The organism is Rhizobium sp. BK377, assembly GCF_014193935.1.
Classification (GTDB): domain Bacteria; phylum Pseudomonadota; class Alphaproteobacteria; order Rhizobiales; family Rhizobiaceae; genus Rhizobium.
Window position 1 is genome coordinate 486,772 of record NZ_JACIAC010000001.1, and the last position, 15,117, is coordinate 501,888.

13 protein-coding genes are annotated in these 15,117 nt (G+C 60.2%); 6 read left to right on the forward strand and 7 right to left on the reverse strand.

Translation table 11 applies throughout. The features are described 5' to 3' along the window. Window positions 1-49: 49 nt before the first annotated feature. From ppx to FHT92_RS02435, 4 genes are all read right to left on the reverse strand, one after another. The gene (gene ppx, locus FHT92_RS02420; RefSeq protein WP_183744143.1) at window positions 50-1,570 is read right to left on the reverse strand and encodes an exopolyphosphatase; all 1,521 of its coding nucleotides are present in this window, start codon (window positions 1,568-1,570) and stop codon (window positions 50-52) included. Window positions 1,571-1,580: 10 nt separating this feature from the next. Beyond that, window positions 1,581-3,785: an RNA degradosome polyphosphate kinase gene (locus tag FHT92_RS02425; protein ID WP_183822272.1), complete on the reverse strand. Its 2,205-nt coding sequence runs from the start codon at window positions 3,783-3,785 to the stop codon at window positions 1,581-1,583. 64 nt (window positions 3,786-3,849) lie between these two features. Continuing rightward, on the reverse strand, window positions 3,850-4,563 hold the full coding sequence (hdaA, locus tag FHT92_RS02430) for a DnaA regulatory inactivator HdaA (RefSeq protein ID WP_183744149.1): 714 nt from the start codon (window positions 4,561-4,563) through the stop codon (window positions 3,850-3,852). Continuing rightward, window positions 4,556-5,680 (reverse strand): AI-2E family transporter, encoded by a 1,125-nt coding sequence (locus FHT92_RS02435; protein WP_183744152.1) that lies wholly within the window; start codon window positions 5,678-5,680, stop codon window positions 4,556-4,558. Before FHT92_RS02435 ends, hdaA begins: the two co-directional genes overlap by 8 nt. Window positions 5,681-5,925: 245 nt before the next feature. Here FHT92_RS02435 and purM point away from each other — a divergent pair, with 245 nt between their 5' ends. The 4 genes from purM (at window position 5,926) to FHT92_RS02455 (ending at window position 9,996) form a co-directional block, all read left to right on the forward strand. Further along, window positions 5,926-6,999, forward strand: a complete 1,074-nt coding sequence (gene purM, locus FHT92_RS02440) for a phosphoribosylformylglycinamidine cyclo-ligase (RefSeq protein WP_183822273.1) — start codon at window positions 5,926-5,928, stop codon at window positions 6,997-6,999. Continuing rightward, window positions 6,996-7,661, forward strand: a complete 666-nt coding sequence (gene purN, locus FHT92_RS02445; RefSeq protein WP_183744158.1) for a phosphoribosylglycinamide formyltransferase — start codon at window positions 6,996-6,998, stop codon at window positions 7,659-7,661. The genes purM and purN overlap by 4 nt, the downstream gene beginning before the upstream one ends. Before the next feature lie 411 nt (window positions 7,662-8,072). Then, a complete protein-coding gene (locus tag FHT92_RS02450) occupies window positions 8,073-8,693 on the forward strand; it encodes a PadR family transcriptional regulator (RefSeq protein WP_183822274.1) in 621 nt (206 codons plus the stop codon). A 4-nt stretch (window positions 8,694-8,697) separates the two neighbouring features. Then, window positions 8,698-9,996 (forward strand): NAD(P)/FAD-dependent oxidoreductase, encoded by a 1,299-nt coding sequence (locus FHT92_RS02455; RefSeq protein ID WP_183822275.1) that lies wholly within the window; start codon window positions 8,698-8,700, stop codon window positions 9,994-9,996. 46 nt (window positions 9,997-10,042) lie between these two features. Here the strand turns inward: FHT92_RS02455 and FHT92_RS02460 are convergent, their stop codons facing one another. Beyond that, the gene (locus tag FHT92_RS02460; protein ID WP_183822276.1) at window positions 10,043-10,633 is read right to left on the reverse strand and encodes an NUDIX domain-containing protein; all 591 of its coding nucleotides are present in this window, start codon (window positions 10,631-10,633) and stop codon (window positions 10,043-10,045) included. After that, window positions 10,630-12,819: a molybdopterin-dependent oxidoreductase gene (locus FHT92_RS02465; protein ID WP_183822277.1), complete on the reverse strand. Its 2,190-nt coding sequence runs from the start codon at window positions 12,817-12,819 to the stop codon at window positions 10,630-10,632. The genes FHT92_RS02460 and FHT92_RS02465 overlap by 4 nt, the downstream gene beginning before the upstream one ends. Window positions 12,820-12,836: 17 nt before the next feature. Between FHT92_RS02465 and FHT92_RS02470 the strand changes: the two genes are divergently transcribed. Further along, window positions 12,837-13,706, forward strand: a complete 870-nt coding sequence (locus tag FHT92_RS02470) for a 23S rRNA (adenine(2030)-N(6))-methyltransferase RlmJ (protein ID WP_183822278.1) — start codon at window positions 12,837-12,839, stop codon at window positions 13,704-13,706. 57 nt (window positions 13,707-13,763) lie between these two features. After that, window positions 13,764-14,360 carry a glutathione S-transferase gene (locus tag FHT92_RS02475; protein WP_183744174.1) on the forward strand — a complete coding sequence of 199 codons (597 nt, stop codon included), beginning with the start codon at window positions 13,764-13,766 and terminating at the stop codon, window positions 14,358-14,360. A 66-nt stretch (window positions 14,361-14,426) separates the two neighbouring features. On the opposite strand, the gene FHT92_RS02480 is transcribed toward FHT92_RS02475, so the two are convergent. Then, window positions 14,427-15,059, reverse strand: coding sequence for an outer membrane protein (locus FHT92_RS02480; protein ID WP_183744177.1), 633 nt, complete (start codon window positions 15,057-15,059; stop codon window positions 14,427-14,429). Between the last annotated feature and the right edge of the window lie 58 nt (window positions 15,060-15,117).

Below are 15,117 nucleotides of genomic sequence, written 5' to 3' on the forward strand. Positions count from 1 at the left end.
GAGGGCGGTGCGAGAGCGCCGCCCTTGTTGGTTGATCCTATTGAGTCGTCTATTCGAAGCGAAATGCCAACCGCTTGTTCGTAAGCCGCGACAATTGCTGCAGGCGACCATCCAGCCGCTCGCCGGCAAAGTCGTGGTATTCGTGCGGCACGACGAATTCCAGATCGAGGTCGGGGGACGCGGACTTGCGGAAAGTCAGGTTGCGCACGATCCCCGGCATGGAAGCCGAGAACAGGTAGACGACTCGCAATATGCCGCCAAGCAGCTTTGCGCGATCGACGAATTGCGGACCGGCGATCGAAGAGAGCGGCGCCGTGGAGCCATCGTCGTGCAGGCCTTCGAAGCGGTAGTAATTGGTCAGGGCAATGAAGGCACGGCCGGGGTGGCTGATGCCGACGAAGGACGAGTGAGCAATGACGTTCAGCGCCTGGGCACCGCGATAGTCGGGATGGGCGCGCCAACTGATATCGGCCAGCAGGCAGGCTGCCTGACGATAACGGCTTTCCTCGTCGGTTTCCTGAATGCCGAAGAAGGGCATCATTCGGCCGGTCCAATCGGCCAACTCGCGGGCGTGTTCCGGCGAACGGGCTCGCAGGATGGCAAGTTCGCCAGCAGCGGCAAGCAGCGGGTCCGACCGGCGCTCGGATTCAGACAGCAGCGAGTAGAGATAACCTTCGCGCACACCCTGGGCGGAAAAGGAAATCACTGAAGGCTTCATGGCGTTCAGCACTTCCTTCATGGCGATAGCACCAAAGGGCAGCAGAGAACGACGGTGCTTGGATACCGCCTGCAGAGCCGGCTCTTTGGAATCCTTAGCCGTAACGACCTGATCGAGGAACTGCATCATGCCTTCGAGAGACACCTCGTAGCCTTGCATCATGTGCAGTGGATAACGGGTGATCTCCATGTGCAGCTTGGCAATGTTTCGCCAGGTGCCGCCGACGGCGTAGAAGGTGCGCCCCTGCCCCCTGGAGAGAAGTTTGGCGGTCTTGACCTGCTTGCGGGCAAAGGCACGCGCTTTGGCGAGCGACCCGCCAGCATATTCGGACAGACGCAGACCGCCGAGCGGCAGGGTAATACCGCCACTGACATCCTTGCCCCTGATATCGATCAGTTCCAGAGAACCACCGCCAAGATCGCCGGCGATACCATCAGGATTGTAAAAGCCGCTGATGATGCCGAGCGATGCGAAGCGCGCCTCTTCCTCGCCCGAGAGTATGCGGACATGGCGCTGCAGGATCGTCTCGGCCTGATGGATGAAATCGGGGCCGTTGCTTGCCTCACGCGCGGCCGCCGTCGCCAGCACATACATGGTGGCGGCGCGCGCCTGATCGGAGAGCGCCTTGAAGCGATGAAGGGCCTGAAGCGCGCGTGCGACGCTTTCCTCATCCATCTTGCCGGTCAGGGCTATGCCCTTGCCGAGGCCGCAGAGAACCTTTTCGTTGAAGAGGATGGTGGGCGAACGCGACAAGCCTTCGTAGACGACCAGACGGATGGAATTCGATCCGATATCGACAACGGAGACCGGGGCGATACCCGGAAGTCGCCCCTGGGCTTCAGATTCAACCATTAGGTCCAGTTTACTTGTTGTTCCGGCCGGCAAGCAGACCGGCGATCAGCTTCGGCGCACTCGATTTCAGAGCTTCACCGCGGCCCGACAGGCTGGGATTGGTCATGAAATACTGCTGCGCATTAAACGGTTCCTCGCCCTTACGCACTTCCATGCGCCGTGACGTACCGTCGGGCAATATCTCGTAGCTTTGTTGATTGTCAATCACGTTGCCGAGCATAATCTGTGACAAAACCTGCTCGTGAACGGTCGGATTTGTCAGCGGAACGAGCGTTTCGACGCGGCGATCGAGGTTTCTCGGCATCATGTCGGCCGAGCCGATATAGACAAGGGCCTTGTCGGACGGCAAGCCATAACCATTGCCGAAGCAGAAGATGCGGCTGTGTTCGAGGAAACGGCCGACGATCGATTTGACGCGGATATTATCGGACAGGCCCGGCACCTGCGGACGCAGGCAGCAGATGCCACGCACGACGAGATCGATCTCGACGCCGGCACGACTCGCCGTATACAGCGCGTCGATGATGTCGGGGTCGACCAGCGAGTTCATCTTCATCCAGATCGCCGCCGGGCGGCCTGCGCGGGCATGCTCGATCTCTTCGTTGATGTGGCGAAGGATGCGGGGGCGCAGTGTGTACGGCGAAACGGCAAGCTGCATCCCTTCTTCCGGCTCACCGTAACCCGTGATGAAGTTAAAGATGTTCGCCATGTCGTGGGCGATCACGGGGTTGCAGGTGAAAAAGGACAGGTCCGTGTAGATCTTGGCGGTGATCGGATGGTAGTTGCCGGTGCCGAGATGGCAGTAGGTGCGCAGCTTGCCTTCCTCACGACGGACGACGAGCGACATCTTGGCGTGGGTCTTGAGCTCGATGAAACCGAAGACGACCTGCACGCCGGCGCGTTCCAGATCGCGCGCCCAGCGGATATTGGCTTCTTCGTCGAAGCGGGCCTTGAGCTCGACCAGCGCCGTCACCGACTTGCCGGCTTCGGCGGCATCGACCAGAGCACGTACGATCGGGCTGTCGTTCGATGTACGGTAGAGCGTCTGCTTTATCGCCAGAACATCAGGATCGTGCGCAGCCTGGAGAAGGAACTGCACCACCACGTCGAAAGACTCGTAAGGGTGGTGGACCACCATGTCCTTTTCTCTGATGGCGGCGAAGCAATCACCGGCGTGTTCACGGACACGTTCCGGAAATCGCGCATTGTAGGGCGGAAAGCGCAGGTCGTCGCGCGGCGCCTTGGTAATTTCGGAGAGCGTGTTGAGCGCCAGAAGGCCTGGCAAAACCGCAACGCGATTGTCCGGAATGCTGAGTGCCTGGACCACAAATTGGCGCAGCGAAACCGGCATTTCGGAATCCGTCTCGATACGGATAACCTTGCCCCGGCGCCGCCGCTTCAGCGCGGTTTCGAAGAAGCGCACGAGATCCTCGGCCTCTTCCTCGACTTCAATATCGCTGTCTCTGATGACACGGAAGGTGCCTGAACCCTGCACCTCGTAGCCGGGATAAAGCCGGTGAATGAAGATATTGGCGACGTCTTCCAGAGTGATGTAACGGATCGTATTGCGGTCGTCAGGCAGGCGAATGAAGCGGTCGAGCGCCGGCGGCAGGCGCAGCAAGGCCGTCATCGGCTCGCGGCCATTGCGGCTAACGAGCTGCAGGCCAATGGAGAAACCGAGGTTCGGAATGAACGGGAACGGATGGGCAGGATCGATGGACAGCGGCGTCAGCACCGGGAAGATCGCCTGCTCGAACTCGTTTGCCAGCCATTGGCGATCGGCATCGCTCAGCGCACCCGGACGCACGATCAGGATGTCTTCCTTGGCGAGGTACTGCTGCAGGACGGCAAGCGACGCCTGCTGTTCCATCTGCAGATGATCGATCTCGCTCAGGATCGAATCGAGCTGTTCGGCGGGTGTGCGGCCATCCGGGCTCTTGATCACGATGCTTTGGCGCACCTGGCCTTCGAGGCCGGCGACACGCACCATGAAGAATTCGTCGAGGTTGGCAGCCGAGATCGACAGGAAGCGCACGCGCTCCAAGAGCGGATGCTCGGTGTTCAGCGTCTCCTCAAGGACACGGCGATTGAATTGCAGCCAGGAGAATTCACGGTTTATGAAACGCTCAGGGCTCGACAGCAGCTGCTCCAGCGGCGGCAGATCGACATTGTTGTCCGGGGTGGCTTCCTGATGTTCCTGATAAGCACTATCCATGGTCCACTCACCCTGCTTTTACCCGCTCGGCGAATATATCAGTTTCACGACGGAACTGTGACAGTCAATCGCCCGAGCCGGAATTGCCCAATTCATTCAATACTTCGGCGGCAAGCGAACGGGTAATCCCTGTACTTCTGGAAAGCGCCAGCCGATCGAGCCTTTCGACAATCGTCTGGGCGGCACTCAGCGACCGTTCCATGCGATTAACGATATAAAGGACGAGTTTGTCATCTATATAAAGCTGCCGGTCGGCAAAGAGCTTGACGATGACCTGCGACAGCAATCCCTCATCGGGTTCGCCGATCTCGACGATCGTCGCGGCCTTCAGGCGCGAACGCAGATCAGGGAGCGTGACCGGCCAGGACATTGGCCAGAGACGGCTCGTCATCAGCAGGCTGGTGCCATTTTCCCGCACGCTGTTGATGACATGAAAGAGCTTGACGTCATCGAAGCCCGCGCGGTCCACATCTTCAAAAAGGACGGGACCATTCGCAGCCGTAATCGCAGCATCGGAACCGGCGAGGGGATGGATGACCTTCGCTCCGCTCAATTCCTTCCAGATGCCCGCGAGATGCGATTTGCCGGATCCAACGGGACCGGCAAGGATGACGACCGGCGACGGCCAGCTCGGCCAGGCATCGACGATCGAAACGGCAGCGGCCAGCCGCTCCGAGACCAGGAGGTCATCGCGCCCGGTCGCGGCGTCATGCGAAAAGGCCAGGGGAAGCTGTTCTCCGGCCTTGCGCTTCGGATCAGCGTTCTTCACGTCATTCATCGGAAACAGATTTCGTCTTCCCGGCCCGGCCGCCTGGCGACCCGCCATAATAGAGATCGCTCTGAAGGTAGCGCGAAAGCGCGAAGCGGACAAGGACGCCGACCGCAGCAGCGGCCGGCACCGCGATCAGCAGACCGACGAAACCAAAGAGTGCGCCGAAGGCAAAGAGCGCGAACATCAGCCAGACGGGATGCAGGCCGACGCTGGAGCCAACGAGCTTCGGCTGCAGGATGTTGCCTTCGAGAAACTGGCCGCTGAAGAAGACGGCAAGAACAGTGACGATCCATATATAATCGGGCCAGAACTGGACGATCGCCACACCGATTGCAAGCACAAGCCCGACCATCGAGCCGACATAGGGGATGAAGCTGATCATGCCGGCGAAAAGCCCGATGAGCAGGCCGAAATTCAGGCCTACGATCGAGAGGCCAACAGCATAATAAATGCCGAGGATGAGGCAAAGCGAACCCTGCCCTCTGATAAAGCCGGCAATTGCCTGATCCATCTCTCTGGCAATCTGGCGGACGTCGTCCACGTAATCGCGCGGCACCCACTGATCGACCTTGGCAACCATGCGGTCCCAGTCGAGCAGAATATAGAAGGCGACAACCGGGGTGATGACGAGCAGCGAGATGACGTCGACAATCGCCTTGCCGGAGTTCCAGATCTGGGCAAAGAGCCCCGTCAGGAAACCCATGCCTTCCGACAGGATGCTGGAGAAATTACTCTTGATGGTGCCGAGCTGGCTTTTGATCCAGCCAGGCAGCACGGAATCCTGGTAGTCGGCGATGAATTGCTGCAGCAGGGTAATATAGCCCGGCACGCGCTGGGCAAAATCGTTGAACTGGTTGATGAGAACGGGGATCAGGATCACCAGCGCCAGGGCGAAGACGATGACGAAGGCCACCAGGATGACGATGGTCGCCATCAGGCGGCTCAAGCCCAGCCGCTCCAGCCTGTCGGCCACCGGATCGAGAAAATAGGCGATCGTCATGCCGGCAATGAAGGGCAGCAGGATTGAACTAAAGATATAAAGGAAAGCGACGAAGACGAGCAGAACCGTCGCCCAGAAGATGACCTGGCGCTTCAAAATCGTTCCGCTGACCTGTTGTAGCATCGCTTCCCCGCTGATCGCTCGCCCCTGCCCACGCCGCTTTAGAACGACCTTGGCCGCTCCAGCACATAGGATGGAGGCGCAAAGATGGTCAACCCAGTTGCACCGAATCCGGAAAGCGCACAGGGATTAGCTGGAAAATGGGGGCTTTTCCCTTGCAACCCTTGCATAAAGCGCACTCTCATGCAATTGCGACCGGCATGTGACGCGGTCCCTTGTCCGCAGCTTTAAATCCTCCGGAGATCAGCATGAGCCAGTCTGGAAAAAACGGCCTGACCTATAGCGATGCAGGCGTCGACATCGATGCCGGAAACCTGATGGTGGAGAAGATCAAGCCGGCCGTGCGCTCCACGCGCCGTCCGGGTGCCGACGGCGAGATCGGCGGCTTCGGCGGCCTCTTCGATCTCAAGGCCGCCGGCTTTACGGATCCCGTGCTCGTCGCCGCCAATGATGGCGTCGGCACCAAGCTGAAGATCGCGATCGATGCCGACTATCATGACACCGTTGGCATCGACCTCGTCGCCATGTGCGTCAACGACCTGGTGGTCCAGGGCGCAGAGCCTCTGTTCTTCCTCGACTATTTCGCGACCGGCAAGCTCGATCCGGATCAGGGTGCAGCGATCGTCGGCGGTATCGCTGCAGGCTGCCGCGAGGCGGGTTGCGCGCTGATCGGCGGTGAAACCGCGGAAATGCCAGGCATGTATTCCTCTGGCGATTACGATCTCGCCGGTTTTGCGGTGGGTGCAGCCGAACGTGGCAAGCTGCTGCCATCGGGCGATATTGCCGAAGGCGATGTCATTCTCGGCCTCTCCTCGTCCGGCGTCCACTCCAACGGCTTCTCGTTGGTGCGCAAGATCGTCTCGCTTTCCGGCCTCGACTGGGATGCGCCGGCACCCTTTGCCGAGGGCAAGAAGCTCGGCGAGGCGCTGCTGACGCCAACACGTATCTATGTGAAACCGCTTCTGAAGGCGATCCGCGAGACGAGCGCGCTGAAGGCGCTCGCCCATATCACCGGCGGCGGTTTCCCTGAAAATATTCCGCGGGTACTGCCCAAGCATCTCGCCGCCGAGATCGATCTTGCCGCCGTCGAGGCGCCAGCCGTTTTCTCGTGGCTTGCCAAGACGGGCGGCGTCGAAGCCAAGGAAATGCTGCGCACCTTCAACTGCGGCATCGGCATGATTGTCGTCGTCGCCGAGGAGAATGTCGCAGCAGTCTCCCAAGCGCTTGAAGCCGAAGGTGAGAAGGTCGTGACGCTCGGCCGCATGGTCGCCCGCGCCGAGGGCGATGCCGGCGTTATCTACAAGGGCACGCTTGCTCTATGAATTCGCCGCGTAAACGCACTGTCGTCTTCATTTCCGGCGGCGGCTCCAACATGATGGCGTTGGTGCAGGCGGCAAAGGCTGAGGATTATCCGGCCGAGATCGTCGGCGTGATTTCCGACAAGGCCGATGCAGGCGGGCTTGCCAAGGCGGCGGCCGAGGGCATTCCGACTTTCGCGTTCGTGCGCAAAGACTATGTCAGCAAGGACGCTCACGAGGCGGCGATCCTTGCCGCGCTTGATGAGCTTTCGCCTGATATTATCTGCCTTGCGGGCTATATGCGGCTGCTCTCGGGCGCCTTCATCCAGCGCCATGAAGGCCGGATCCTCAACATCCACCCTTCCCTGCTGCCGCTCTTTCCAGGGCTGCACACGCATCAGCGGGCGATCGACGCCGGCATGCGGATCGCCGGCTGCACGGTTCATTTCGTCACCGAAGGCATGGATGAAGGCCCTGTTATCGGCCAGGCCGCCGTGCCTGTGCTTTCAGGCGACACCGCCGATGCGCTGGCAGGACGTGTGCTGGCCATCGAGCACCAGCTTTATCCGCAAGCTCTCCGTCTCTTTGCGGAAGGCAAGGTGAAGATGGAAGGCGGTAAAGCGGTCGGGGCGACAGCTTCCGCCACCGCCCCGAAATCCCAGCTTATTTCGTTGATCGGCGACTGAAGCAATTCCAGCAAAAGCGCTAAGCGGTTGTGCGTCCGCAATTGCGTGAAAACCCGTAGCCAGGGCAGTTCCGTCGTTCGAAGAGAAACGGAAGTGCTCTGCCTTCAGCCACAAGGGTCTGAAGCGGATGCAGCGTGCATGGCTATAGACGAACTGGCAGCCGCCGCAGGTGGCGCGGATTCGATGCACATCGCCCGGCAGAACGGACGGCGTTCGACGTGGCCATCGCTCCGGCAGCGGGAGACGCTCCCCACCATTTCCGACAACCTAGCCGTTCTCAATCCGCACAGAACCTTCGCCCATCTGCCTCGCCGACAGATTTGTGGTCACCGATCCTGCCCAGTATTTGCGTCGGAGCCGGAGGCGGTCATCGTATTGATTAGTTATAATCTTACTAGTAATAATATGACTATGACATCGATCAAACGCTCTCCAATCGCTCTCGCCGTCCTTGCAATGCTCATGGAAGAGCCGCTGCACCCTTACCGAATGCAGCAGCTCATCAAGGAGCGGGGCAAGGACGAGGTGATCAATGTCACGCAGAGGGCGAGCCTTTATCAGACGATCCAGCGGCTTGAACGCGAGGCTTTGATCACCCCACGGAAAACAATCCGGGATGACAAGCGTCCCGAGCGGACGGTGTACGAGATAACCAGGAAAGGCCGCGACGTCGCGCTGGACTGGATGCGGGCCATATTGTCGACCCCAACGCGGGAATATCCGGAATTCCCCGCAGCCATATCGTTTCTTCCGCTGCTTTCGCCTGATGATGTGGCAAGCCAGCTTGAGCTCAGAGCAAAAGCCATGGAGGCGGAGCTTCGCCGGATCGACGAGACTCTGCACGAAGCGCAGGCCGTCCCAAGGCTCTTCCTGCTCGAGATGGAATATCTCCGAGCGCTTCACGCAACCGAATTGTCCTGGGTCACCAGCGTTGTCGCGGACCTGCGCGCCCAGCGCATCACCTGGACGGAAGAGTGGCTGAGGCAGATCGCCACCCAATTCACCATCGAACCTAAACTCGACCAGGACTAGAACCATGAAGGTTTTGATTATCGGCGCCGGGACTGGCGGTCTGGCGCTCGCTCATCTGCTCAAGGGGGCCGGCATCAGCGTTGCGGTGTATGAGCGCGACCGCGCGCCGAACGCCGACATCGGCGGGTATCGCGTCGGAATCAGCCCAGCTGGAAGCCGCGCGCTGAAAGCCTGTGTCCCCGACGAACTCTACGACCTCTATGTCGCCACCTGCGCCAGGTCACCGCGCTATTTCAACATGCTGACTGAACAGCTTGGCGAAGTGCTGAGCTTCGATATCGAAGATGCAGGCCCGAATGCTCTGGATGGCGAACGGAACGTCATTCGAAAGACGCTGAGGCGGGTTCTGCTCAGGGGACTTGAAGCAGAGGTATTCTTCGGGAAGACGTTTCAAGCCTACACAAATAACGCCGACGGATCAGTCACTGCTCGTTTTCAGGATGGAAGCCTCGCGACAGGTGATGTCCTTGTGGGGGCGGACGGCACGAGTTCGACTTTGCGTAAGCAACGTCTGCCGGAAGCGCGCCTCGAAGACACGGGGATCGTGTCGCTCGGGGGTAAAATTCCCATGACGGCCGAAACGAAGGCTCTGCTGTCGGACAAAATGTTCAAGGGCATGTCGCTGATTATGGCGCCGATGGGCTTTGGCGCCATCATTCACTCGCTCGAGTTCGCCCACGGCAGAAACGACCCTAGCTTTGCTGCCCGTTGGCCGGATTTCGTCGAAGCCCTCGACGAAGATAGTATCGGCTGGGGCATATGGGGCGCTCGGCAGAACCTCCCACAGGATCCGGCCGGCCTGAGCGGCGAACAATTGCGAGAGCTTGGCTTGGAGATCGCTCGGGACTGGCATCCGCACTTGCGGGCGATCATCCGTATGACGGAACCCGCGACGATCCATGATGTCAAGATGAGGACCTCGGTACCGCTGACGCCCTGGACAAGTTCGAATGTCACGCTGCTCGGCGACGCCGTCCACACGATGACACCCGGGCGAGGCGCAGGTGCCAATACGGCGCTTCGCGATGCCGCTCTGTTCGGACGCATGCTGATCGAAGCTGACCAGGGACGAAAGTCGCTCCTCGAAGCCATACGAGCCTACGAAATCGAGATGCTTCGCTATAGTACCGAAGCTGTCCGGGAATCGAAAAAGCAGATGGATGCCGGCGATCTGGCTCATCGGCCGATTATCGGCAGGCTTCAGCTCGGTGTCGCGCGTGGCGTCATGCGCACCGTCAACGCAATACCTGCGCTCAGGCGGCGCACCTTTCGGCAAATGATGCGCGTTCGAGGGGAAAACTGACCTTGTCGCGGATCATCTCGATCCGCCCCATCGATCGGCTTGCCCGTTATCGAACTTCGCCTTTGTTCAACAATACCCACTGCAGCAGCGTGATCGTCTTGAGATCGATGATCTCTCCCCTTTCGACCATCACGAAGGCTTCCTGCAGCGGGACTTCCAGCACCTCGATATCCTCGTGCTCTTCTGCAAGGCCGCCGCCGTCGGATGTGCGATCGCCGGTGTCGATCGTTGCGGCAAAGAAATGTACGACTTCGGTAATGGAGCCGGGCGCCGTATAGGACTTGAAGAGGAAACGGACGTCGCGGACCGTATACCCCGTTTCTTCCATTGCTTCGCGGCGGATCGCGGCCTCGGGTTCATCGCCGTCCAGCAGACCGGCCGGGACTTCGATCATCCAGGCGGGATCGCCGTTTACATAGGCCGGCAGGCGGAACTGCTTCACCAGCACGACGACATCGCGCTTGGGATCATAAAGCAGGATGCAGGCGGCGGGTGTGCGGTGATAGACCTCGCGCGGCAAGCAATGGGTCACGCCATTGCGGTCGGTATAATTGAGCTGGTAGCCGGTCAGCTTCGTCCAGCCGTCGGACAGGATTTCCTTGCCGACGATTTCCACTTTTGCCTTAGATTGCGTCATACGACGTCCTTGCGAAGCCAGACCTTGTTGTCGTGGACGGCAGCGCCGCCATAAGGCGCCACGGGATCGGCGCCGGTGAGAACGTTGATGCCTTCGCCATCGACATGCGCCTTGTTGGGCCAGAGGCCCTCGGCGATCAAAACGCCTGGCTTGACCTCGGTCGTCACGCGGGCGTGGATGCGCAGGTCACCGCGTACATTGCCGATGCGGACGAGATCGCCATTGCCGACGCCATTGGCCTCGGCATCAACAGGGTTGATCATCACTTCCGGACGGCCTTCCTTTTGGCGCGAAGTTCTGGTTTCCGTGAAGCTCGAATTCAGGAAGTTACGCGCCGGCGAAGTCGCCAGGCGGAACGGATGTTCAGGGTCGGCAAGTTCGATGACGTCGACCTGATCCGGGAATGGCGGCAGTTCGGCATAGGGGCCGAGCGTGCCGACGGAAGCTGGCGGTTTGTTCGGTGAGGCGCCGTTTATCCAGTCCGGCCGAAAGTGGAACTTGCCGTCGGCATGGGCGAAACCATTGAGATAGTGCGCGTCCTCAAAAGCCGGCTGGCGGTCGAACCATTTGTGCTCGAGGAAATGGTCGTAGTCCGGCAGATTGCTCGCCGCCAGAACGCGATCGACCATTTCGCGGGCCGTGAAGCCGAAGCCGGGGCGATCGGCGACGCCAAGGCGTTTTGCCAGTTCCTCGATGACGAAGAGGTTGGTGCGCACGGTGGGTGGCGGCTCAACGAGCTTGGGGCCAAGCAGAATGTGGTTCTGGCCGCCGGCGCGATAGATATCCTCGTGCTCGACGAACATGGTGGCAGGAATGACGATATCGGCCATTTCGGCCGTCTCGGTCATGAACTGCTCGTGGACAGCGACGAAAAGATCGTCGCGGCCAAAGCCGCGCTTCACCAGGCGCTGTTCCGGGGCGATATTCACCGGATTGGTGTTCTGGATCAGCATGGCCGTCACTGGTCCGCCATGGCGGAGTGCGACGGCATCACCCGTCAGCGCACGGCCAATCTGCGACTGGTCGATCATGCGGATATCGGCATCCTTCATCGACTTTCCGGTCAGCTCCGCATTGTTCATGCGGAAGATATCGCTGTTGGAATGGAAAGCGCCACCGCCCTCATATTGCCAGGAACCGAGCACGGTGGCGATAGAGGCGGCCGCATGCATGGCGACCGCGCCATTGCGCTGGCGGGTGAAGCCGTAGCCGAGGCGGAAGAAGGTCTTCTTGGTCGTGCCGACGAGCTTGCCGAAAGCTTCGATCTCCTCGACCGAAAGACCCGTGATCGCGGCAGCCCATTCCGGCGTCTTTGCCTTCAGATGCGCTTCAAGGCCGGCGGGATCGTCGGCATATTTCGCCATGTAGTCGCGGTCGGCGTAACCGTCGCGGAAAGCGATGTGCATGGTGGCGCAGGCAAGGGCCGCATCGGTGCCGGGCTTGACGATGAGGGCCATATCGGCCTGCTTCATCGTCGGATTGTCGTAGATGTCGACGACGACGATCTTGGCGCCGCGTTCCTTGCGCGACTTGATCGCGTGAGTCATCACATTGACCTGCGTGGCGACCGCATTGGTGCCCCAGATGACGACGCAGTCGGTGCGCGCCATCTCGCGCGGATCGGGCCCGCGCAGCATGCCGGTTGCCATGGTGAAGCCGGTCCAGGCAGGATTGGTGCAGATCGAGGAGAAGAAGCCCGAATAACGCTTGGCATGGCGCAGGCGCTCGATCGAGTCGCGCTGCACCCAGCCCATGGTGCCAGCGTAGAAATAAGGCCAGATGGCCTCACTGCCATCCTTGGCCTCGGCCTTCACGAAGGCTTCGGCAATCTCGTCCAGCGCGTCATCCCACGAAATCTGCTGCCACTGCCCTGCCCCCTTGGCGCCGGTGCGGCGCAGCGGGTGCATGAGACGGTCCGGATGATAGAGGCGCTCGGCATAGCGGGCGACCTTAGCGCAGATGACACCCGACGTGTAGGAATGGTCGTTCGCGCCCCTGATACGGCCGATGCGGCCGTCTTCCGTAATATCCACCTCCAGCGCGCAGGTGGAGGGGCAGTCATGCGGGCAGGCCGTATGGCCGATCCGGGATTTGGCGTGGATGGGGGTCGCAATGTTCATGCGATTTCTATATGCCAAGGCTCGACCGCCCAAAAGGCACAAAAACGCCCAATGATCCGAATTCATAGCAGGCATCAGCGAAAATGAACTACCGCCACATCTATCATGCAGGCAATTTTGCCGATGTTCTGAAGCATGCGGTGCTGGCGCGGCTGATCCGCTATATGCAGAAGAAGGAGGGCGGTTTTAGGGTGCTCGACACGCATGCCGGCATCGGCCTCTACGATCTTTCCTCCGAGGAAGCTCAGAAGACCGGGGAATGGCAAGACGGCATCGGCAAGCTTCTGGAAACCGATCTCGGGCCGCAGGTCTCCGAATTGCTGGAGCCTTACCTCACCGCCATCCGCGAGCTGAACCCACACGGCGGCCTGCGCTTCTATCCCGGCTCGCCCAAATTAGCCCGCATGCTCTTCCGCCCGCAGGACCGGCTTTCGGCGATGGAACTGCATCCGGAGGATTTTGTCCGCCTGCATCGCGTCTTCGAAGGCGACCATCATGCGCGCATCACCGAGCTCGACGGCTGGCTGGCGCTCGGCGCGCATCTGCCGCCGAAGGAAAAGCGTGGCATCGTGCTCGTCGATCCGCCTTTCGAAGAGGACGGCGAATATGAACGGCTGGTGGATGGCCTCGCCAAGGCTTACAGGCGTTTTCCTGGTGGTACCTACTGCCTCTGGTATCCGCTGAAGAAGGGCGCACCGATCAAGGAATTCCATGAGGCGCTGCAGGCAACCGATATTCCGAAGATGCTCTGCGCCGAACTTGCCGTGCGCAGCGACCGCGAGACGACCGGGCTGACGGGTTCAGGTCTCATCATCGTCAATCCGCCCTTTACGCTGAAGGACGAACTGCATCAGCTGCTGCCGGCCCTGAAGGACCATCTGGCGCAGGACCGGTTCGCCTCGCAACGGGCCTTCTGGCTGCGCGCAGAAACGAAGCCAGCCAAGGCCGATTGACCGACTCTCGGTGCTCGGGAATAGTCCGGCACCAACAGCCTATCCAAAAGGTGCCCCATGAAGCTTCTCTGCTCCCCGACCTCCCCTTTCTCCAGCAAGGTGAGCATGGCTGCCCACCATCTCGGCCTGGAGATCACGGAAATCCGGGTCGATACGAATGCGGGGCCGGCGATCCTCGTGGACAACAATCCACTCGGCAAGATCCCGACGCTGCTGACGAATGGCGGCGTTTCCATCTTCGACAGCGTTGCCATCATGCATTATTTCGACCGGCAGACGAAGGGCGCTCTCTATCCTTCCAAGAAGAGCAAGCGCACCGATGCCGAAGTGCTGGAAGCGCTGTGCGACGGCGTCTGCGACTGCCTGCTCGCGATCGTCTACGAGCGCCGCTTCCGGGACGAAGAAAAGGTGCATCAGCCCTGGATCGACCGGCAGTGGAAGAAGGTCGAGACCGCGCTGAACTATCTGGCCGCCAATACGCCTAAGCTCGGCAAGAGGCTGCATGGCGGGCATTTCGCACTCGCCGCCACGATCGGCTACCTCGACCTGCGCTTCAAGGGCCAGTGGGAAGAAGACCATGCCGAGCTGATCGGCTGGCTCAGAGTATTCGAGAAAAAGTTCGACGGCTACGAGCAACTGAAGCCGCAGGCCTGAGACGCAAGAAGACAATAAAAAAGCCGGGCACAAGGTCCGGCTTTTTCATGTCATATGCAATCAGGATCAGAACTTGACGCCGATACCGACCTTGACGCTGTTTTCGTCGAAGCCGCGCGAGACACTGCCGGAGTCGAGGTTGTAATCCTTGCTCTGGTAGTCGGTGTAGCGGTATTCAAGACGCGTCGTGACGTTGTTGGTCACGAAAGCTTCGACACCAGCGCCGACCGTGTAACCATAGGCGGTCTTGCTGTCGGAAGACGTGCCGTCGGAGACCTTGGTGTCGGCGAGCGCCAGACCTGCGGTACCGTAGAGCAGGAAGGGGTTCAGATCGTAGCCGACGCGGCCGCGGACGGAGCCGTTCCAGCCGGTCTTGTTCTTGATGCCGCCTTCGGTAACGTCTGCATTGCCATAACCAAGATCGGCTTCAGCGCCGTAAACGATCTGGCCCTGCTGGAAATTGTAGCCGGTGAAGAGCTGGCCGCCCCAATCATAGGTGTCACGATCGTGACCGAAGCTGCCCATGTTGTAGGTGGCGGCACCACCGAGATAGAAGCCCTGCCAGTTGTTGACCGGAGCCGGGGTTTCCTCAGCGACCGGAGCCTGTGGAACCTGATCCACGGCGTCGGCTGCCTGTGCGACCGAGAAACCGCCAACGGCAAGAGCGGAAGCCATGAGGCCAGCAAAGAGTATACGCATACTTGTCTCCTTTCAGTCCCGCGCGCTCGTCAACTTAAACTCGGCGAAGCATTCACGG